The following is a 21,129-nucleotide window of genomic DNA, read 5'->3' as shown; positions in this document are numbered from 1 at the left end:
AAGGCCACCTTCGGGTGGCCTTTTCGTTTCCTGGTTACGACTGAAGCCCCTCCCTGCGCAGGTAAATATGCTAAACTCCGCGGCTGAAAACTTATTCAGTTCTGGAACCGCACTCTTGTCAAAGCTCACCACTGCCAGCAGTTTTGCTGATAAATTACCCGCCGCTTTTCTGGAAGCCACTCGTGCAATCATGCCTGCCAGCCTGAGCATGGAGGATTTTATCGCTGCCTGTCAGCGCCCTCTTCGCCCCAGCCTGCGGGTCAACACCCTCAAAATCAGCGTGGAAGATTTCCTTACACTGGCCGGCAGTTATCAGTGGGATTTAGAGCCTGTGCCGTGGTGCACCGAAGGTTTCTGGATCAACCGCCATGCACTGGATGAATCGCGTTTAGGCAATGCGTTGTCTCATCTTGCGGGGTTGTTTTATATTCAGGAAGCCAGCTCAATGCTGCCGGTCACTGCGTTATTTGCTGATGGCACTCAGCCGACGCTGGTGATGGATGTCGCCGCCGCACCGGGTTCAAAAACCACGCAGATTGCGGCGCTGATGGAAAATCAGGGCGGCATCGTTGCCAATGAATATTCCGCAAGCCGGGTAAAAGTTCTGCACGCCAATATCAGCCGCTGCGGTGTCAGCAATACAGCACTCACCCACTTTGACGGGCGCGTATTTGGTGCCGCATTACCGGAAACTTTCGATGCCATTCTGCTGGATGCCCCCTGCTCGGGCGAAGGCGTTATCCGTAAAGATCCTGATGCCATGAGCAACTGGTCTGAAAACAGCGTGTCGGAAATTGCTGCCACGCAGCGTGAACTGATCGACAGCGCTTTTCATGCGCTGAAACCGGGCGGTGTACTGGTTTATTCAACCTGCACCCTTAATGCGCAGGAAAACCAGCAGGTCTGCCAGTGGCTGCTCGAGACTTATGCTGATGCGGTGGAAAGTGAATCGCTGGCAGACTTATTCCCGGGTGCGAGGAAAGCGGTGACGCAGGAAGGCTATCTGCACGTATTCCCTCAGGTTTATGACAGTGAAGGTTTCTTCGTCGCGCGTTTTCGCAAAACGGACTCCGTACCGCGCTTGCCTGTTCCGGGATACAAAGTCGGTCGTTTCCCTTTCTCTCCGCTTTCCCGTCAGGACAGCGCAGAAATTATCAAAGCTGCCGGTCAGTCCGGACTGTTATGGCAGGAAAAACAATATACGTTGTGGCAACGCGACAAAGAGATCTGGATATTCCCGGCAGTTCTGGAACCGCTGTTTGGGAAAGTGCGCTTTTCGCGTATTGGTATCAGGCTGGCTGAACGCTTTCCGAAAGGCTTCCGCTGGCAACACGAAGCCGTGGTCGCATTCAGCGATACTGAAACTAAAAACCGTTTTGAAATTGACGACGAACTGGCGCAAAGCTGGTTCCGGGGCGTCGATATTTATCCGCAAACTGCCCCACCGGCAGATGAATGTCTGGTGACATGGCTCGGCCAGCCGTTGGGATTAGCGAAACGAATCGGAAGCCGGATTAAAAATAGTTTGCCGCGTGAGCTGGTCAGGGATGGCGCGGTTCGTCCGCAGACCTTATCGAACGATTAATTAATTTAAACTTTTTGCAAACTTCTGTGCCATAAGATCATCGTGATGGCGCAGAATATTCTACCTAATCATTATCTTTAACGATTAAAAACTCATCCTGACAAGCATTTTGGCGAATTCTGTACAACGTCGTGTTTAGGTGAAATAGGGGTGACAAAGTGTATGGAACCCTTACTTAGGCAACATTTTATGCCGAATATAGTAGATAATTATTTATATTATCAAGAAAGATTTATTGAATTATAAGTAGGAATAATCCTACCGTGACATGTATTATTGCCATCAAGATAACATTGCTAGTGATATATCATTTTCAGATATAAATCTTAATGCCTGATGTTGAGTAAAGACCTGCCAGTCGGAGAAGTGTCATGTCGGATGAAATGAAACTCGAATCAGCAGATGGGCTGCTATTACAGCAAATGGCCAGCCTGCGGGATATCATCGATAACAATTCTGACTGGATCTGGGAAGTCGATACGCAGGGGCGTTATGTTTTCTCTTCCAATAAATGCATCGAGTTTCTCGGTGTTCCACCTGAAAAAGTATTAGGCAAAACGCCTTTTGACTTCATGCCACCTGATGAAGCCAAACGGGTTGGCGAGCAGTTTGCTGCTATCGTCGAACGACGCGCGCCATTCGGCGGTTTGCTGAACCGTAATATTCGCCCTGACGGGACGGAAGTCATTCTTGAAACCAGCGGTGTTCCGCTGTTTGACAACGAAGGTAATTTCCGGGGTTATCGGGGGATCGATCGTAACCTGACCAGCCTTGATCAGGCTCCGGGTCAGCGCCTCTTCCAGCTTGAAACCATTTATTCCAATGCGCCGGTCGGCCTGTGTTTTATCGACCTGCAAATGCGCTACGTCACCGTAAACGATGCCATGGCGAATATTATCGGTTTACAACCTTACGAAGCGATTGGTCGTAAAGTCGGCGTGTTTCTGCCCGGTCTTTCTCCGTTGCTCAATAATGCACTTGAACTTGCGAAGCGGAATGAAACCACGCCGGACCGCGAATTTTCCGTTCCCGGTAAGAATCAGGTTTTCTTTGTACGTATCAAAGCCGCCTGTGATACGCAGAATCAGCTTAATGGCCTTTCCGTCGCGATGACCGACATTACCAGCCTCAAACGTATGGAAAGAGCACTGCGTGAAAGCCAGGAGCATTACCGCAATATGGTTGAGCTGAACCCGCAAATCCCGTGGACAGCCGATCCGCGCGGTCTGCTCAACGACGTCAGCTCGCGCTTCCAGCGGATTACCGGCATGACGCGACAGGATATTCTGGCAGATAAGTGGATCCAGAGTATGCATGTGGAAGACCGTCGTGCTGCCGTACAAACCTGGGAACATTGCCTGAAGACCGGCGCCCCCCTGGATATTGAAGTTCGTTTCTGCCACGTAGACCGCGGCTGGAACTGGATGCGCATTCGTGCCGCAGCGAGCTATGCCGCTGACGGCTCCATTCAGCGCTGGTATGGCACCGCCGAAGATGTGCATGAACGTAAGTTGCTGGAACTGAAACTGGTCAAAGCTAACCGCCGTCTGGAAATTCAGGCGCGCACGGACTCGCTGACCAAATTGCCGAACCGCCGTGAATTTAAAAAAGTGCTCAGCCATGAATATATGCGTGCCAAGCGTAACCGCACGCCACTGACCGTGGTGATGATCGACATCGATTACTTCAAACATTTTAACGATCACTACGGCCATCTTTCCGGTGACGCCTGTCTGCGTCTGGTCGCGCGTACATTACGAAAATCACTCAAACGCAGCACCGATGTCGTGACACGTTTTGGCGGCGAAGAATTTGCCGCGATTCTGCCGGATACGGATTTGAAAGGGGCGTGGATTGTGGCGCAGCATATTATGGAATCCATTGAAGTGCTGGGCATCAAACACAGCTTCAGTGAATTTAATCGCGTGACCATCAGCCAGGGAATTGCGACCTATATGCCAGATCAGGATCCGGACATTGAGGATCAGTCGGATATTGTGAGTGCCGCTGATGAAGCGCTGTACCTCTCAAAAAACAACGGTCGCAATCAGATTAATGCCATGCCCGTCTCGGTAAGATTCAATAAACTTTAATCCTCTGTACAGTCGTGCGCTATCTGCCGCGCGGCTGGTTCACCTTCCCCTCCTCTTTTTTTTGCCTGTTTTATGCAGCAGTAAAATTCAGGTGGCACTTTTTGTGCTGTCGTCTATCCTCATATAAGGGCGGCCAACTGGTCATACCTGATGTTGTTGAAATTACTCGCGTCACTCTGGCAAGGGGTACCTGATGGGAAAATCGAGCATAAGAATTGGTAGCTACGAAATTGACGATGCGCATCTCTCAACGCCTGAAGCAAAAGGCGGCGATAAAGTGCACATCCCGTGCAAATCAGATCCTGATTTGTGTATGCAACTTGATGCCTGGGATGATCACACCAGTGTCCCGGCAGTGGTCGATGGTCGTCACTCTGTGTTGTACAAGGAGAAGTATGACGAACAGAAAGATGAGTGGATAATGCGACTGGAGTGATACAGCATGGCGAACGGGATGATGTTCGCCATGCCGCTTGCGTTCACTCAGCGTTTTCAACCAACGAAATACCCCGTCCGGCAAAAAAGCGGGCGAAGACTTTCACCGGTAACGTGACATCCTGTTGTGTGGAAATATCATGACCGGAAGGATTATGAAAGGTCACAAACTCCCTGTCGGCACGCGTCACCAGCACCAGATGCCCGCCTTTACGCGGCGGAACAGTCTCCGGAATACGAACCGACGGATGCACCGAGGCAATGAAGAACCGGTGATCTACCATTTGTGCAGCAATATCCTCAGCAGCAATTCCCACTTTAACTACTGCGGTCATCCCCAACTCCTGGCGAACATACTCAACAAAAGGTGCATAAATCAACCCCTTAATGTTGTCGCCATCACGAACATACGCGCCATATGGCAGACTGCGCTGAGTCAGATTAAGAACAGGCACCACTTTTCCGGAAACCGCCGCCAGCACCATTTTCAGGCAACACATCCCACAAACATGGTTTGCCCACTCAATAAATTCCTGCTGGGTTGATGCGCCAGACTGGGCCCATAGTTTGATATCACTCAGTTCGAGTTCACCGGCAATAATTCCGGCAGCACAGTCAGGGTCTTCCCACTGGCTGAAATAAGGTATTCCTGAAAGGGTTGCAAAAGCGCGTTGATTTACTGAATTCACTGACATGACATATTCCTGAACGGCAGATCGACAACATCAGGTTGATCATATAGCTGGCTGGCGAGATTTAAGGCCTGATTTTCCTTATCAGGCCCCTCAGATATTTAGAACTTTTCTATCATCCGGAACTTCATCAGTAACAATGGCATAGTGGGTTCAAACATCTCGTACTCTTCGAAGAAACGCTGATGCTCAGCGCGCCAGTAAGCCAGCGTGCGGTCACCTTCACCTTCTTCCCAGGCATGTTGCTCTGTCACCTGATCAAAAGGAACTTGTTTCACTTCGGTCAGTTGTACGGCACACACCGGATTATTGCGACCATCGACCACCACAAAGATTTCGCCAGGTTCTGGTTCCGGGTCATCATCCAGGTTTGAACAGGTGGCGGTTTTTGTGCCTGCAATAACACGTTTAGCCAGTTCGTCTGCTGACGACTCGGTATCACCAAACGACCAGCGCTCTGCATCCCTGTATTTAAGTGGGATCTGCGGAATCATAATTTATCCTTTCAATTGAGATAGTTCACTACTATGACAGTTAAACATTAGCACAAAAAAACCCGCCGTAGCGGGTTTTAAAAGCCAGAAATGCGTTCTACGGTTTGCAGTTATCCGGCATCGCTACCGGCCACTGTCTTGCGCTGCCAGCGCCGTATAAAACGGCAATGCCGCATTCCTTATCGATCCTTGCAAGCGGTTTACCCGTTTTATCAATCATCATTGACATCACAGGCGTTGAAACGACGGCAACGCCGCTGTCAAACGGTGAGACGGCACTGAATAGCGGTGCAATGGCAAAGTTACCCTGTACATCGACAAAACCGTAATTATTGTTCGTTTTGGCGAATGCCAGGCCATCCACAGGCAAACCTAAGTCGGCATAAGCAATGCCCTCAGCTTGTTTACCCTGGCCGTTTATCCAGGTTTTCATGCCGTCTGCGCGTGTCAGTACAGCATGATCATTCACCATCAGGCTGGCATTCCCCTGTACCGTCAGTACTAATTTACCGGTGTTGTCGACATAACGGGTCGCTGGCGTACCATCCTGCGGGTCGTTAGAGACAGACCACGTGCTGGCTGACGGCATTGTCCACCTGCCCTCAGGCATAGCCGCAACCCGCACACCTTTATCATCGATCAGCTCATACCCTGCCGGCGTCGAACGCAAAGCACGGCCCTGCACAAAAGCAGAACTTTGGGCTTCCGCTACGGGCTGAATTTGCCATTCTCCTTGCGCAGAAAGATAACCTTCCTGCGGCTTACGGGATAATTTTACCCAATCGCCCAGCGCGCTGATACGGGTTTGCTGTTCGTGCAGTTCAATGTTGCCTTGGGGATCCAAAAGCCAGGACTGCCCTGCGGCAGAGGTGGCAAGAATGCGTCCATCACTGAACTGAGTGACTGATAACCCCGCCGTTGCTGCGACTCTCGCTTTCGCATCATTGCCAATGATTTCAGCAATCACACTGGATTCGGCTTGGTCAGGAGCGGCCGGTTGCGTCAGCAGCCAGAGCGCAGAATTAATACGTTTTGCTTTAGCATACTTCGCTTCAACAATGATTTTACCCTGACCGTCCACAATGCCCCATAAGCCTCCCGGCGCTCTGAACGCCGCCAGACCATCGGCGTAGTCACCCACATCCTGATAAGAGGGCTGAACAACCGTTTTCTGTGTGTTGACATCAAAGATGCCCCACAGCGCGCCTTCGGCAGCGGTTTCGCGAAAACGGAACCAGCCGTTACCCACAGACTCAATCTCGAATACGTTGGGCAAATCATAATGCTTACCCGCGTGATCCAGTGCGGTCAGCTTGCCGTCCAGATAATCAAGCGCATAGCCATGAACAAAGGGCGAAATATTGTCTTCGGTCAGCGGGATAACAATTTTCCCCTGAGCATCGACAACACCGGTTCCCTCAGCCGTTCTGACAATAAACTGTTCGATATTACCGTCTGCGTCAGCAGATTGAATATCCTGCCATTTGCTGTCGAGCTGAAGTGAACCGTCCGGGCGCAGGAAACCGGCACCGTTTTTACCGCTTCCGGATTCAGGACGAATCAGTGCCAGTGGCGATTGTGCAGAAGTAACATCATTTCTCACATAGAGAGGTTCAATCCGGCTGCCATCAAGGGCGCTGATATTCTTCTGATTCAGTAACGCCTTTCCTGATGCATCAACAATATTGACGACATCACCCTGGTCGTTGCGCAGCCATAAACGGTGGTTGATCACTTCTGCGCTGGTGATTTGCGCCAGCCAGCCCACATTCTGTGAGCCTCCGATGATGCCGCCAGAAGGTGCAACAATCGCGTTAACCTTTTTCGGGTCACCTTTGGTAGTGATCAGATATTCACCCGTACTGTGCTCCCAGGGCTCACTGCCCGCAGGCAACAAAAGAGGTTGTTTACGTCCCGGTACATACAATGTAAGAGCGTCTTTGGTGACGGGATTCAACACGTAATCACCGGAGACACGAAGCGAAGAGGCCTCGGCTTCGCTAAAGGTGGCGATAACCACTGCGGAATTATCAAGTAATTTGATCCCTTCAGGGGTTTTTGCCAGCCAGAAAGCGCCAGTTTCTTCACTGACCGACAAGTACTTCTGTTCGTCCGGCACACCGTCGGTGCGAATTAAGGTAATTCCTTCCGCATTTTTCGCCAGGGCAACAGAAGAGTTTTGCGGATCAAGGGTGATTGCGCTGTATTGCGGCAGAACGCGCCAGGTAAGATTGCCATCAATGATGCCGTAACCTTTGCTGGCATCAAAAGCGATAAAGAGATCTTTCGGGCCAAACGGTTCAACCACTTCCATTTTGTCGGTAGCCACATGACGGACACCATCAGGGGAAAGCAGAACGCTGTTAAACGTCAGACTCAGCCGGGCCGGAATGCCGTCACTCAGAGTGGCGTCATCCACTAATTCATCCAGCGCTTTACCGACCTGGGCACCTTTGTGGTCAATAATTTGTGGTTTACCTCCCGCCGTCACCACGGCCAACCCGGATTCGGTAAAGGGCTGGACGCGATCAAAGGCCGGCGGAATCATCCAGTTTCCTGTCAGATCGATGAATCCCCACTTGCCCTGTTGCATGGCAGCGGCGGCACCAAAATGATAGTCACCGACTTTTTCAAAAACAGGTTTAATGACCAGTTGCCCCTGATTGTCTAAAAAGCCCCAACGCTCGCCATTTGCATCTGCAGCAGGCAAAAGCACTGCTGCACGGCCTTCATGGACATCACGGATACATAAATTCTGAACCACAGGCAATGCATTATGCCTTTGTGCATCCGCCTGCGCCGCAGATAACGGCGCAAAGCAACTGTCGGGCTCTGCCGCGATTGCAGCGGATGTCAGCGTCAATAAGGCCAGTGTACTGCTGGTATTCAGAGCACAACGGAGTGCATTTCTTAGCCTTGAAGGTTTGCTGACAATCATTAATTACCTCCGGTACCGCATGCAGGAGCCTTGGCTGGCCAGAGATAAGCCCCCTTAGCATCCACAATGACACGCTGATTACAGCGCACCTGAATTTTCGCCTGAACAGCGCCATCACCGTTTAGCAAACTGACCACACCTTTACCCCCTGCCCATGCATGTTTCTCGCTGAAATCATTTGCCCAATCGAACTTAGGCAAAATAGCGAAACGCCCTGTGGTATTGATGTAACCTAGCAAATTGCCATAGGTCGATTTCTTCATGGCGGTAGCAAAATTATTGCTCATTGCACCAACCTGATCAAAGTAAGAACCGATCAGTTTCTTGCCTTGCTGATCAACAAAACCATACAGGCCCTTGCTATCACGCAGAGGGATGACGCCAGAATTGGCTTTATCCGCCTGCAGGCTGTCGAGTCCGGCGAAGCGCTGAATCTCATTGCCGTCGTTGTCATACAACACAGTTTCGCCTGTAAGATCGTCATTCATGACCAACCGCGCCATCGAGTTCAATGCCTGGGCCTGTTCAAAACCGTCTAACGGAACCGCGCCATGATCATTAATCAATGTGACGCGGCCATCACTGACCGCGCGGCTCAGATTAAGAGGCGGGATGAAATTGAATTCAGCGGTATAAAGTGGTGGGACTTGCCAGTCGCCCTGACTGTTAATCGCCCCAAAATGAGGGGAAAAACTGAGCATAACCCAGTCGCCATCAACAGAACTTGAAGATGCAGTAATTGCCTTGCTGACAGGGAAACGCCCTGCGCTGTCGAGCAATGCAACACCACCTTCGGAAGGTTGAACCAGCCAGTGGTTGCGGCCCACAGGCTGCGGCCTTGAGAGCAAATCTGTGGCTAAAGCCTGACCGTTTTCAGCGCTGTAGAGGCTGTAATGGCTGGCAAGCGCACCACGCTCACCGGGCTGATCGTTATCAGAAAGCGTAAAAGCACCCTGCCCGATATACTGGAATTTACCGCTACGGCCCGCATCAGGCGCAATCGCCCAACTGCCGTCGGTTCTGATCACGCCCCAGCCCGTATCTGTCTGCGCCAGGGCATAACCGTCATTGAAGGAATCAATCTGAATAAACTGAGGTGCAGCTTTATTGCTTTTACTCGCAATGTCCCATAAGCCCCAGCGTTGGGCATCTTTTTCGCCCCCGGTATAAAACAGCAGTCCGGATGACAAACGCTGAGCGCTTTGCTGAATATTTGCCGGAACGTCTATCGCGTTACCGCTGCGATCAATAAGGTGCTTAACGTCTGTATTGCCATTGTTGTCAGTGGCCCAGGTATAGTCGCCGTTAAACGGGGTGATTTGCGTAAAGACTGGCTGGATAACCCATTTCCCTGCCGCATCGATCGCGCCAACTTTTTTGTTTTCAGTATGGATGATCAACGGAGCCTGAGAAGCCTCTCCTTCAACCGATGCCCACTGAGGATCGGAAAGCACATTCCCCTGGGAGGTGAGGATTGCCGGAGGTTTTGTCGCATCAACAGGCGTCAGAACAGCCCATGGCAGGCTTTGTGCCGTATCTGTGGTTGCTTGCGCCAAAGCATTGATGTCATCGATCATCGGCGTCGTGGCCAATGGTCTTAACTGATAGTCTTTCAGCGCTGTCAGCGTGGCGTCATTAAGAAGCGCTACGCCGTTATTGTCATAGATCTGCGCGACCTGAGGCGTTTTCCCCTCAGTTTGCATCACCCAAAGACGGTTGCCCTGTTGCAGAACTTGCGGCTTATTCACTTTCAGCGAAGCAACCTGATTATCAGCACCGATAATCACAATGCCTTTACTGCCCGTTCCCAGCGTAGCTTTACCCCAGTCGAGGATGTTTTCAGATTGATCTGCAGGAATATCCTGCACTTTTTCCAGCTTATTGTTGAGCAACTGTTTGCTGCTATCCGCAGCTGTAACCAGCCAGCTACCTGAAGCCAGCGGACGTACAGATTTATATTGCTCTTTATTTAACGAAACACCCTGCCGGTCAACGAACATCCAGACGTTTTTGGTTTTCACCGCAACGACATCACCACTAAATTGCGGCTCGTCGCGGGTTTTCAGGATCATCGGGTCAATCGCCCAGTCACCATTTTCATCGAGATATCCCCAGTAACCGTCTTGCGCAGAATCACGCTTTTTAGCTGGAATCAGCCCGGACTGAGGCAAATCCAGTGCAATGACATCATCAGGCAGAGAAAGGGAACGATTTGTGGAGGCATTCCACAAGGCAGGCGAAACTTGCGTTTGCACACTTGCCAATGCCTGACCGCGCACAAATCCCTGGCTGTCGAGAGAAACGGCAAACGGCAGCGTTTTTATCACTGCACCTTTGCGATCAATCAGTACCAGACGGTTATCGGTCACGACCAGCGCGGTGCCTTGTGCATTGAAATCGGTTGCCCGCGTAAATTTAGGTTCAATAACCCAGTGGCCTTTCTTATCGATATAGCCGAATTTATCGCCTTTTTTCGCAGCAGCCAGGTCGTTCACAAAACCCCGGGCTTCACTGAAATCAGGCTTGATCACCATATGCCCGGTGGTATCCACGTACCCCCACAACGGTTCGCGGGATAACCCGACCTGCACAGGGGAAAGCCCTTGCTGGAAAGGCAACTGGCAATCCTTGGCCGTTTTTGCATTGCTACACGCCCGTAACAGTGCGTCATCCGCATGTACCGGCAGGCTAAAAAAAGCATTCAGAACCAGGGATAACGCACTGAAGTTTCTGACATATTTGAATTTTTCGGAGCAATTCATCCGATGCCCTTATAACTGGATAAAATTAGAAAGTGTAGCGCCCGCATTTTTTTCATCACCCGCAGAATGGGCGCGTGAGACGGTAAAAAAACCGATAATAATCAATTTAAAGCGAGCGCACATGCCATACGCCTATAGGGTGTCAGCTTGTGAAAGAAAAAGCAGCTATTTTATTACTCTGTAACGAATGAATACATATTATCAATTCCCGGAAAGAGACGCCCTGTGTGTTACCGCTCACCTGCATTACTCACCCGCCGATAACCTGACAGCAACATTCCAACCTCCTTACTAGAAATTAGATCATTTTCATTTACATGTGTTTGAGTGGCTAACAATTAATCTTCGGAAGATTATTACAACTCTTGATTAAGGTCATTATTTCCCCCTCTTTTGTCTGGTTTTATAGATTCCAGAGCGTTGTGTGACCAATATCACTCCCGGTCCGGGTGGCGTCAAACCTGGCAGTGTTCGGTTACAGCGTATTTCAGGTGTTTTATCTTATTGGGGGAAGTCATGCCTATCGTTCGAGCCAGATTGAGTCTGTTTGGTGGCGACACCGTCGTCATACGTTGTTCAGAAAAATGTCACATTCATCTGATGTGTGAAAATGATGTTGAGCGAAAAGGACGTCACTCAGGTTTCGGCGATATTTTGACGGTTAATGATCAAAATACGGCTTATGTGGGGATCCCTTATAAAGGCATCTGGAATGTTCTTATCGATTCCCAGTGTGACTCACTGGAACACTCAATAAGTTATATGCCCGCCTGAAACCCGCTATTACCTCCTCGATTCTGCTGCTTTATCTGAGACCTTTATCAGGCGGATGGAAAACCATTTGCCTGATATTTCATGAATTACCAGTCAGCCCGGTCTGCATCACAACGGTACAGTTAACCGCTGACACCATCCAGCAGCAAAATGTTGAATTGCGTAACGTCGCGGAAAAAACTTTAGCCTGTCACATCAATTACATACCGTTATTGAATTGAACATTCCATAATTTTCAAAAGTCCTTTTTTTGCCTGATTTATGTATTGCCAGTCCGGATTTCACATTGCATTCTGTCAAAGGTAATGACATGGCACCGGTCATATTGGCCGGATTTCTTTCAGGCAAAAAACAGATCCTTATAATGAATAATAAATCACTTTGCACCATCGCTGACGTAGCGGATCTCGTTCCGCAATTGCGCCAGGTTCGCCAACACCTGCACCAACACCCTGAACTTTCCAATGAAGAATCTGCAACCGCAGCACTGGTCGCTGAAAAACTCGAATCTCTAGGCTATCAGGTGACCACCGCCGTGGGCGGATACGGCGTCGTCGGCTCAATGAAGCATGGAAACGGGTCACGTAGCATTGGCATCCGCGCAGATATGGATGCCCTGCCCATCACCGAACGAACAGACTTGAGCTACTCCAGCCAGTTTCCTGGAAAAATGCATGCCTGCGGCCACGACGGCCATACGACGATGTTGCTGGGTGCCGCTGAACAGCTTGCACGCAGCAAAAACTTTTCCGGCACCGTGCATCTTATTTTCCAGCCCGCTGAAGAAATTGGGTTTAACAGCGGTGCGGAGCGCATGCTGGCCGAACAGTTGTTTGAACGATTCCCCTGTGATGCCGTCTACGGGCTGCATAATCATCCCGGCTATCCGGTCGGCAAAATGATGTTCCGTTCTGGCCCGTTTATGGCAGCCTGCGACACGGTCAACATCACTATTCATGGTAAAGGCGGACATGCAGCCCGCCCGCATATGACCGTAGATCCTATACTGGTTGCCAGCAGTCTGGTCATCGCCCTGCAGTCTGTTATTTCGCGCAATATCGACCCTAATGACACAGCGGTTGTCACCATCGGTTCATTACATTCAGGGCATGCGGCGAATGTCATCCCTGAAACTGCACGCCTTGAAATGAGTGTTCGCTCCTTCGATCCCGAAGTCCGCAAAACGCTTGAGCAACGTATCCGCACTCTGGCAGAGAATCACGCTGCCGGTTACGGTGCCCGCGCTGAAATTGAATATGTTCCCGGATATCCGGTACTGGTGAATCACGATCAGGAAACAGCATTTGCTGTGGAAGTGGCAAAAGAACTGCTGGGTGAAGAAAACGTGGTCGATAATCTTCCGCCAATTTCTGGCAGTGAAGACTTTGCGTATTTCCTGCAGCAGAAGCCCGGCTGCTTCCTGCGTCTGGGCAACGGAGACAGCGCGGTGCTGCATAATCCGGCCTACAACTTTAATGATGAAAGCCTGAGCTTTGGCACCGCCTACTGGACGCGTCTGGTGGAGCGCTATTTAGTCGATTAACGGCAAAAACCGAACCAGCGCATGCCGAGGTGGAAGTGATTGGCATGCGCTGCGTTGTATTCCGGCCCGATGGAATTGCCAAAATACGGGCAGCTCTCTGAAAATAATGTCCGCACATACTCTCCTTCTGCGCCGGGCTGAGGCCATTGTTTCAGCACCGTAAGATGGCGCCCGTCAGCCAGCGAGAAACCGGCAATATCCAGCGCTTGCGCCGTAGCGTGTTCGCTTAGCCGGGCGTCGGGCTTGTTATAGACGTTCCTGCAGGCATAACTGCCCAGATGATCAATACGCACCAGCGGCGAACCTAATTCCCGAGTGGCCAGCGGTTTCGCCACCTGCGCGACAAACATTGCGCTGCTCAGTGCAAGGCGACAGCTCGCCAGATAACTCGAACTCAATGAAACATCACCAAATCCGCGAACGCGCACAGAATGAGTCAGCGGACATTTCCCGCCCATATTTCCGGCGCTGTTAAACTCAATCATCCCCTCTTGCTGAGCCCGTTCAAGCACAGCCAGACATTCCTGAGGATTGTTATCCAGCTTCCTTAATTTGTAGCGGGTGATCAGATTCGGCGGGTCATTAATAGTTATCGGTGTGAAAGGATTATATTCAGAAGGCACATGACGGCTTATCCACGGGCCACTGAACCAGGCGATGCCAATAATCACAATGAAGCTAACCCAATATCGCATAGTGTTCCTTTAGCACCACTTAGGTTTAGCAGTACATTGTTTTTCACGCGGAATATTTTGAGTATAGCGCCTGAGTAAATAGTGATCTGACGGGGTTACAAGTCGGGAAATAAACTTACTTAGCTTTGACATAAATAGACATTGAGTTTGTTACTTTTATATCCGAAGACGATGTTTCTTCTCCTGTGTCCACTGTGAACTGTCCTTCATAGTGTGTAAGACCCTCGCATTACCCCTTTCAGCCCGCCCCGAGCGGGCTTTTTTTTATCGGCTATCTCGCACGTAAGTCATGAGTGACGCAGCAAAAGATGCTAAGCCGCGCCACCCGACACACTGAAAACCTTACTTATGCGTAAAGTCGATCACCATTCTGCCTTTAATTTTGCCTTGTTCCATTTCCTGGAAGATCGCATTGATATCGCCCAGCGGACGCTTTGTGACTTTCGGCACCACTTTACCTTCAGCGGCAAACTGGAAAGCTTCAGCCAGATCTTCACGGGTACCGACCAGTGAACCGACGACCTGAATGCCGTCAAGCACCAGACGAGGAATATTCAGGCTCATGGATTCCGGCGGTAAACCCACGGCGACAATACGACCGCCAGCGCGCATCGCATCCACTGCGGAGTTAAAAGCGGATTTCGCCGTTGCTGTTACCACCGCAGCATGAGCGCCACCGACTTTCTCCTGAATAATTTTTGCTGCATCGTCTTTCCGCATATTAATGGTCAGGTCAGCACCCATGTCGGCGGCAAACTCCAGTTGCTGATCATTAACATCAATAGCAATGACTTTGGCATTGAATACATTTTTAGCATATTGCAAAGCCAGATTACCTAGACCGCCCAGACCATAAATCGCGATCCATTTACCCGGCTGAATGCCGGACACTTTTACCGCTTTATATGTCGTCACGCCTGCACATGTCACGCTACTGGCGGCAGCAGATTCCAGACCATCCGGGACTTTCACCGCATAATCGGCCGAGACAATACACTCTTCAGCCATGCCACCATCAGTGGTATAGCCGGCATTGATCACCTGACGGCATAACGTTTCATTACCCGTTGTACAATATTCACAATGCCCGCAGCCTTTATAGAACCACGCGACGCTGGCACGATCGCCCACTTTCAGCGCTGTTACTCCCGGGCCGATTTTCTTAACAATACCGATCCCTTCATGCCCGAGGATGACACCGGTTTTGTCACCGAAATCACCGTTTTTGACATGCAAATCCGTATGACATACACCACAGCACTCCATTTCCAAAAGTGCCTCACCATGTTCCAGGTCACGCAGAGTCTTCTCCACGACGTCCACAGAGTGGTCTTTATTCACAACAGCAGCTTTCATTTTCCTTTCCTTATCGTTGTGGCGGAACCTCAAAGTTACAACGCTATTTATCTGGCTGCAAATGAGAATGAAACGCTTTAACTATCAAGTTTAAAACGTTGGCGGAAAGTTTCATTTCCATTGTTGATGAGGAATATGACGGCAGATACTCAGGCAATATGGGACAGAGTTTTTACTTTAATCATGAAAAATCAATTGGTTAAAAAATCCAGCAGTACAACGAAGGTGCCATATTCCCCCGCTGATTCACGTACTCCACGTTCAGTCATAATTTAATGTGTATTAATTTTATCCACACAATTAACGGTCGGTAATTCTGCTACCCATTTAAATCTGACTGAAACACTTAAAGGACTGGTAATTAGGATGCATATTAGTATTTCCCTATCATTAAGTAATATCTATACTTTTCAACACGAAAGACTCTCCAAATACTTTTCACTTTTATAAATCAAAAAACAGCTCAAGATATAAATTTTGATGCCGATAGTGAGATCAATGAAATATAAAAAAGCTGGCTCAGCTGTTTTATAAATTATAAAAAAATCCGAAGCCTGTTGAGGGCGAATTTATCGTTTAAATACATGAGGATTCTAAAGTGAGATTTATAAGAGATATTAAAATACGAACAGTATTAATAACCATTCTCATCACTTTTTCACTTTTATGGGCCGGAGTATCAGGTTTCGCTTTATACTCACTTAATCAGTTAAAAAGTGAACTGAACTTCACCAATGTTCAACAGCAAAACGGTGACATCATCAATGGTGCCAATGCACAGTATTACCGTGCAGTAACAGCATTGGAACGCGCTATAGCTGGGTTAGAAAAAAACAATAACGGCATTTATGATATTGAAATAAAAGCCACGTTGATTGAATTAGAAAGTCTTAAAAAAGGGTTAGATCAATTTAAAAATATTGATCATGGGAATTTAGACTCCAACACCGTGGACGATATCTATAACAGTTCCTTTACTCTTTTCAACAGTGCTGTATTCCCCATGTATGAATCAGCAGCAGTGAAAAATACAAGTCTGTTCGCGTCTTTAAAAAATGATAAATATCTTCCGCTTAGACGTAACTTTAGTGCAGCCATAGAAAAATATAATGACAAAATTACCTCTCTTAACGCTGAAGCGAATCACAGAATTACCCAGTGGGTTGCATGGTGCCAATATATACTTATAGGTGCTATGGCCCTCAGCGTTGTCATTATGCTTTTGAGCGATCGTTATCTGGCAAACTTTCTTGTTAAACCATTAAACAAAGTGAAAGCTCACCTTGAATCATTGGCAACCGGCATACTTGACAGCAAAATTGCTTTCCAGGGTAAAAACTGCGTTGGACAATTAATACCTTATATCAACAAGATGCAAGATAACTGGGCAAAAACAGTATACGACATCCGAAACAGCGCTGATTCAATTTATAAAGGCTCCAGTGAAATCTCCACCGGGAATACCGATCTTTCCTCCAGGACGGAAGAACAGGCATCAGCACTTGAAGAGACAGCCGCAAGCATGGAACAACTGAGTTCAACCGTTCGACATAATGCAGATAATGCGAGTCAGGCCAGCACACTGGCAGAACAGGCAACTCAGGAGGCAAACCAAGGCGGTGTTATTGTGAACGACGTCATATCTACCATGGTAAAAATTAACGCCAGCTCGCATAAAATCGTAGAAATAATCAGTGTTATTAATGGTATAGCCTTCCAGACCAACATTCTTGCTCTTAATGCCGCTGTTGAAGCAGCACGAGCAGGAGAGCAAGGTCGGGGATTCGCCGTCGTTGCAAGCGAAGTAAGAAATCTGGCGCAGCGCAGTGGACAGGCCGCAAAAGAGATTGGTGTGCTCATTAATGAATCGGTTGAGAACATTCAGTCCGGGTCAGAACAAGTGACTCAGGCCGGGGGAGCCATGGAGAAAATCGTCAGCTCTGTCAGCCGTGTAAATGACATCATGAGCGAGATAGCGGCTGCATCGACTGAACAAAGCAAAGGAATAAACCAAATCGGTATAGCAGTCGTGCAAATGGATAGTGTTACGCAGCAAAATGCCGCACTGGTGCAGGAATCAGCAGCCGCCGCCGCCTCACTTGAAGAGCAGGCACGTCAGCTCACAGAAATTGTCTCGGTGTTTAAAATCGAAGGCAGGGCTCCCCTTTCTTCAGCGAGTCTTCTTCCCAAAAATAAAATACAAAAAAATAGCAGAGTCTTAACCACAGAAGATAGCGGTTGGACGAAGTTCTGATATTCCAGCCCTTCCCGGCATGAATGGGAAGGGCTGGTTCGTCATTCTTGTGGGGCATGGCTAAAACCTGGGCAGCCGTGGTTATTACGGTTCTGTCAGTCACGATGTAAAAGCAACCTATGTCCTTTATCTCGGCTGGTTTGACGGCAAGCCGGCAACATTAGATGAGTTGCTGCCTGAGGAAGCGACGAAAAAGTTTGTCGATTATATGGGCGGTGCCGATAATATCCTGAAAAAGCCAAAGAGGATTACGAGCAAGGGAATTACCGGTGGGTAGTGCAGGCGGTGAGTAAGTTCCGTTATGCCCAGCCATTTTCGCTGGGTGAAAGTCACTGGCTACTGCGCGGCTCTTTACCTGTAAACACATCCCCTTCACCTCCCTCTGGCGGCCATAAAACCGGCACAGGTGATCTTAATCTTTTCGCGTCATGGCTGATTGATACCGGCAATCCTGCTGTCAGCTTTGGCTTTGGACCGCAAATCACTGCCCCTACTGCAAGCGATGATTCACTGGGCACAGAGAAATGGTCAGCGGGTTTGGTCAACGTGTTATTTGATGCGAGTTCACCAAAATTTCAATACGGCTACCTTGCGTCATGGCAGCACAGTTTCGCCGGAAAAGACGATCGCAACGATGTTCATCTCGGGACATTCCAGCCATTTCTCTTTTACCAGTTAGGGGGCGGGACTTATCTTCGCGCAGCACCTATATGGGTTTATAACTTCCAGAATGACAGTTATAGCGTCCCCATGGGGCTTGGGATTGGGCAGGTCATCAGGCAGGAAAAAACCGTCTACAACTTCTTTATCGAGCCACAAGGCTCAGTGGCAGATCACGGACCTGGTCAGCCCAGATGGCAGATTTTTGCCGGGCTGAACCTGCAGTTTCTCTAGTTTACTCCGTTCGCTGAAACATAAGGGGAATGGCTGCCATGCTTACGCGGGTGCAACGTTCCCCTTTCTTATTATGGTAACAGGAAGGGGTTTAATGGGTTGTTTTAAAAGTAGGTTATTGATTTAAAGAATGATCAAAAAAACAACCAAACACTCATTCAATTTATTAAAATCAATAAGTTTAATAAACAGGGAGTGCGTCAGTCGAGCGCCTGGTCATTCATTGACGCCGGATCTTCCAAGGGTTCTACGTGAGTGGTGATATGGATAAAAGGCAGTGCTGTGCGGATATCATTCTCTATACGCTCAGCCCAGTCGTGACCATGTTGAACAGTCCATAGCCCAGGAACGAGGATGTGCAGTGTCATAAACGCGCGTCCGCCCGCCTGGCGTGTACGCAGCGCATGGAAATCGAGCCCCTGCTCACGGTATCCCGCCAGCAGCGACTCGATTTTTTCGAGTTCTTCAACGGGTAGCGAGACGTCCATCAGACCCGCAGCTGAACGGCTCATGAGCTGATAACCGGTCCACACGATGTTGGCCGCGACCAGCAATGCAATAACCGGATCGACCCATAACCAGCCGGTCAGATAGACCAGTCCGACGCCCAAAATGACCCCGACCGACGTCCAGACATCGGTCAGCAGGTGGTGAGCATCTGCCTCAAGCGTGATCGAATTGTGCTGCTTGCCAGCCCTTAACAATATTCGTGCCGTCACAAAATTAAGAACGGATGCAACCACAGAAACCAGTAGTCCGACACCAACCGCGTCGAGTGGCTGCGGGGCCAACATACGCTCAACGGCGGTATAGGCAATACTGGTTGCCGCCAATAGGATCAAGAACCCCTCAAAAGCGCTCGAAAAATATTCGGCTTTACCGTGTCCATATGCGTGCTTATCATCGGCCGGAAGTGCAGCCAGGGTCAGCATCCAGAGCGCCATCAGGGCTCCCGCGAGGTTGACCACGGATTCGATGGCATCAGACAGCAGACCGACCGAACCGGTCATTTTCCACGCCACACCTTTTAGTCCGATGGTGGCAATCGCAGTGGCAATGGACAGCCAGGCGTAGCGCGTAAGGGATGGCGTCAATGCTTTGTTTTTACTCATTATTTCACCCTGTAATGGACGGCAAACTACATTATTGCCACACCAAAAATTAATCACTTAAGTCAGATGTACCATTTTTATATGCTTCAATTAAAAGATGCAAAACTCCCATCGCACCATGTGTATAAAAATAGACCTCAGTGAAATTAGAAAACCACATATAATAAGCCCAAATCCTGAAATAATGTGCATCCAGGTTATAACCCCTTCAAGACTATGTTCAGCAATTGCTTCGGTCTCTGTCAGATTAGCGTTAATAATTTGCGACAGTATTAAAAATGCCACCATGGTGTGAAGAATACGAAAAAAACTAGCATATTCATGGGGTAACATACTCCAGACTCGCAATTTCATTAATGAGCTCTTAGCATATTTACCCATAGTCTGAATCATACAAAAGAATTATTAGCATAACCTTAATTCTGAAAATTTCAGCAGACATTAACTCAGTTCATGATACTGACATCCATGAAATAGGAATGATAACTATTATTATGATTTATTCTCTTCTTGTTACTCAGCAGATCCCCTATATAATTTTAAATAGACGATACCCCCTATACTCAAACGCATAACGTGCGCTCATCGCAAGGCGACCAGCCAACCGGGCATGTAACTGAATTATTTATTACTGAAGATAATCAAGTGAAATGCAATCAACCAATACTCAAAAGCCATCGAGTGATTAATTGAATATGAATACCCACGAAATATTCTTAATTATTTTTACTTACTACAAACAATTTAAGAATACTGTCCACTTTCACTTGCATTAAGCGTTCGAGAGGTGTTTGAAGAATAATGCGAGCGTTTCAGTCTGATCGACAAAGTGATGGCGAGTATTTAAAACCCTGAAATCCGCCGCATGGAGCTAATGAGCACGATCGCCGACACCTTCTGACAACCCGCGAGTTATTGACTCGACAGACACTGCCGCAGTGAGGGCGATTGTGTCGCGTATACGTGAAGAAACGCCGAAGGTGAGTAAATCACAGCGAAGTTTTGACCCGACTAAAGGCCGTGATGTTGCCCCATTGGCAAGATTGACGCCTGAAGAACGGGCGCGATTGCCTCAGATTGAACAGGAATTGCTTAAGAACGATATCAAAGCTCAAAGATGGGAGCAGGAAGCATTAAGCCGGGGAGCCAAAATCAGTTTTGGTGATGTTGTGATCCATCATCCCCCTCTTATGGACTGGCAGGAATTTTATGACGACTAAGACTGTTTAAACATTCATCTAAGCTATTGGTTAAAAAGTAACCTTCAGTTTTTATTGGAATTTGTTAAGGAATGGTAATATTATACTGTATAAATAAACAGTACATTGAAGTGAGTAATGGAATCCTCTCACGAGCTAAAAGATGGCTTTGATAAAAATCCGGCTTATGGCTGACATCGCACAGTCAGGCCAGTGCAGAAATGATGAGTACGCACTGGTGATGGAAATGATCATATGGCCGATAGCTTTCTGGATGAAGAAGACACGCAATCAGTGCCGTTC

At 48.7% G+C, this 21,129-nt stretch carries 14 protein-coding genes and 2 pseudogenes; 9 read left to right on the top strand and 7 right to left on the bottom strand.

Annotated elements, in window-relative coordinates; all coding sequences use genetic code 11:
* Nucleotides 1-67 precede the first annotated feature (67 nt).
* From rsmF to DXU84_RS16525, 3 genes are all read left to right on the top strand, one after another.
* Nucleotides 68-1,585: a 16S rRNA (cytosine(1407)-C(5))-methyltransferase RsmF gene (rsmF, locus tag DXU84_RS16535; protein WP_037037450.1), complete on the top strand. Its 1,518-nt coding sequence runs from the start codon at nucleotides 68-70 to the stop codon at nucleotides 1,583-1,585.
* A gap of 371 nt (nucleotides 1,586-1,956) precedes the next feature.
* Complete coding sequence (locus DXU84_RS16530) at nucleotides 1,957-3,678, top strand: diguanylate cyclase (RefSeq protein WP_013576156.1); 1,722 nt, start codon at nucleotides 1,957-1,959, stop codon at nucleotides 3,676-3,678.
* A gap of 193 nt (nucleotides 3,679-3,871) precedes the next feature.
* Nucleotides 3,872-4,114: a YebV family protein gene (locus tag DXU84_RS16525; protein WP_013576157.1), complete on the top strand. Its 243-nt coding sequence runs from the start codon at nucleotides 3,872-3,874 to the stop codon at nucleotides 4,112-4,114.
* Between the two features lie 43 nt (nucleotides 4,115-4,157).
* Here the strand turns inward: DXU84_RS16525 and DXU84_RS16520 are convergent, their stop codons facing one another.
* From DXU84_RS16520 to DXU84_RS16505, 4 genes are all read right to left on the bottom strand, one after another.
* Nucleotides 4,158-4,808 carry a hypothetical protein gene (locus DXU84_RS16520; RefSeq protein WP_112152166.1) on the bottom strand — a complete coding sequence of 217 codons (651 nt, stop codon included), beginning with the start codon at nucleotides 4,806-4,808 and terminating at the stop codon, nucleotides 4,158-4,160.
* Between the two features lie 98 nt (nucleotides 4,809-4,906).
* Nucleotides 4,907-5,299, bottom strand: coding sequence for an ASCH domain-containing protein (locus tag DXU84_RS16515; RefSeq protein WP_013576159.1), 393 nt, complete (start codon nucleotides 5,297-5,299; stop codon nucleotides 4,907-4,909).
* Between the two features lie 97 nt (nucleotides 5,300-5,396).
* Nucleotides 5,397-8,237 (bottom strand): WG repeat-containing protein, encoded by a 2,841-nt coding sequence (locus DXU84_RS16510; protein ID WP_153376248.1) that lies wholly within the window; start codon nucleotides 8,235-8,237, stop codon nucleotides 5,397-5,399.
* Nucleotides 8,237-10,999, bottom strand: coding sequence for a WG repeat-containing protein (locus DXU84_RS16505; protein WP_153376246.1), 2,763 nt, complete (start codon nucleotides 10,997-10,999; stop codon nucleotides 8,237-8,239). Before DXU84_RS16505 ends, DXU84_RS16510 begins: the two co-directional genes overlap by 1 nt.
* Before the next feature lie 516 nt (nucleotides 11,000-11,515).
* Between DXU84_RS16505 and DXU84_RS16500 the strand changes: the two genes are divergently transcribed.
* Nucleotides 11,516-11,773: a DUF1883 domain-containing protein gene (locus tag DXU84_RS16500; RefSeq protein WP_013576162.1), complete on the top strand. Its 258-nt coding sequence runs from the start codon at nucleotides 11,516-11,518 to the stop codon at nucleotides 11,771-11,773.
* A gap of 364 nt (nucleotides 11,774-12,137) precedes the next feature.
* Nucleotides 12,138-13,316 carry a M20 aminoacylase family protein gene (locus tag DXU84_RS16495; protein WP_015690175.1) on the top strand — a complete coding sequence of 393 codons (1,179 nt, stop codon included), beginning with the start codon at nucleotides 12,138-12,140 and terminating at the stop codon, nucleotides 13,314-13,316.
* Here the strand turns inward: DXU84_RS16495 and DXU84_RS16490 are convergent.
* Complete coding sequence (locus tag DXU84_RS16490; RefSeq protein WP_013576164.1) at nucleotides 13,313-14,011, bottom strand: extensin family protein; 699 nt, start codon at nucleotides 14,009-14,011, stop codon at nucleotides 13,313-13,315. The two genes, DXU84_RS16495 and DXU84_RS16490, sit on opposite strands and share 4 nt — an antisense overlap.
* 342 nt (nucleotides 14,012-14,353) lie before the next feature.
* The gene (gene adhP, locus DXU84_RS16485; RefSeq protein ID WP_112152163.1) at nucleotides 14,354-15,367 is read right to left on the bottom strand and encodes an alcohol dehydrogenase AdhP; all 1,014 of its coding nucleotides are present in this window, start codon (nucleotides 15,365-15,367) and stop codon (nucleotides 14,354-14,356) included.
* 598 nt (nucleotides 15,368-15,965) lie between these two features.
* Here adhP and DXU84_RS25415 point away from each other — a divergent pair.
* From DXU84_RS25415 to DXU84_RS16475, 3 genes and pseudogenes are all read left to right on the top strand, one after another.
* Complete coding sequence (locus DXU84_RS25415; RefSeq protein ID WP_250981401.1) at nucleotides 15,966-17,621, top strand: methyl-accepting chemotaxis protein; 1,656 nt, start codon at nucleotides 15,966-15,968, stop codon at nucleotides 17,619-17,621.
* A 56-nt stretch (nucleotides 17,622-17,677) separates the two neighbouring features.
* Nucleotides 17,678-17,933 (top strand): annotated as a pseudogene (locus DXU84_RS25020) (alkyl sulfatase dimerization domain-containing protein); the annotation flags it as partial.
* The gene (locus tag DXU84_RS16475) at nucleotides 17,907-18,515 is read left to right on the top strand and encodes a hypothetical protein (RefSeq protein WP_370461798.1); all 609 of its coding nucleotides are present in this window, start codon (nucleotides 17,907-17,909) and stop codon (nucleotides 18,513-18,515) included. The pseudogene DXU84_RS25020 and the gene DXU84_RS16475, both read left to right, overlap by 27 nt.
* A 200-nt stretch (nucleotides 18,516-18,715) precedes the next feature.
* Here DXU84_RS16475 and DXU84_RS16470 read toward each other — a convergent pair whose 3' ends face one another.
* Nucleotides 18,716-19,627, bottom strand: a complete 912-nt coding sequence (locus tag DXU84_RS16470; protein WP_153376244.1) for a cation diffusion facilitator family transporter — start codon at nucleotides 19,625-19,627, stop codon at nucleotides 18,716-18,718.
* A gap of 911 nt (nucleotides 19,628-20,538) precedes the next feature.
* On the opposite strand from DXU84_RS16470, the pseudogene DXU84_RS16460 reads away from it, so the two are divergent.
* Nucleotides 20,539-20,847 (top strand): annotated as a pseudogene (locus tag DXU84_RS16460) (replication endonuclease); the annotation flags it as partial.
* Nucleotides 20,848-21,129 lie beyond the last annotated feature (282 nt).

The organism is Rahnella sp. RcJ3 (genome assembly GCF_009498575.1).
GTDB lineage: Bacteria > Pseudomonadota > Gammaproteobacteria > Enterobacterales > Enterobacteriaceae > Rahnella > Rahnella aceris.
The sequence above is the reverse complement of the archived record's forward strand: the minus strand, read 5'-3'. Positions and strand labels throughout refer to the sequence as shown.

Coding starts and splice junctions, on each gene's coding strand:
- adhP (WP_112152163.1), bottom strand. CDS start 15,367: ATGAAAGCTGCTGTTGTGAATAAAGACCACTCTGTGGACGTCGTGGAG.
- DXU84_RS16505 (WP_153376246.1), bottom strand. CDS start 10,999: ATGAATTGCTCCGAAAAATTCAAATATGTCAGAAACTTCAGTGCGTTA.
- DXU84_RS16490 (WP_013576164.1), bottom strand. CDS start 14,011: ATGCGATATTGGGTTAGCTTCATTGTGATTATTGGCATCGCCTGGTTC.
- DXU84_RS16510 (WP_153376248.1), bottom strand. CDS start 8,237: ATGATTGTCAGCAAACCTTCAAGGCTAAGAAATGCACTCCGTTGTGCT.
- rsmF (WP_037037450.1), top strand. CDS start 68: ATGCTAAACTCCGCGGCTGAAAACTTATTCAGTTCTGGAACCGCACTC.
- DXU84_RS16525 (WP_013576157.1), top strand. CDS start 3,872: ATGGGAAAATCGAGCATAAGAATTGGTAGCTACGAAATTGACGATGCG.
- DXU84_RS16530 (WP_013576156.1), top strand. CDS start 1,957: ATGTCGGATGAAATGAAACTCGAATCAGCAGATGGGCTGCTATTACAG.
- DXU84_RS16500 (WP_013576162.1), top strand. CDS start 11,516: ATGCCTATCGTTCGAGCCAGATTGAGTCTGTTTGGTGGCGACACCGTC.
- DXU84_RS16515 (WP_013576159.1), bottom strand. CDS start 5,299: ATGATTCCGCAGATCCCACTTAAATACAGGGATGCAGAGCGCTGGTCG.
- DXU84_RS16470 (WP_153376244.1), bottom strand. CDS start 19,627: ATGAGTAAAAACAAAGCATTGACGCCATCCCTTACGCGCTACGCCTGG.
- DXU84_RS16495 (WP_015690175.1), top strand. CDS start 12,138: ATGAATAATAAATCACTTTGCACCATCGCTGACGTAGCGGATCTCGTT.
- DXU84_RS16520 (WP_112152166.1), bottom strand. CDS start 4,808: ATGTCAGTGAATTCAGTAAATCAACGCGCTTTTGCAACCCTTTCAGGA.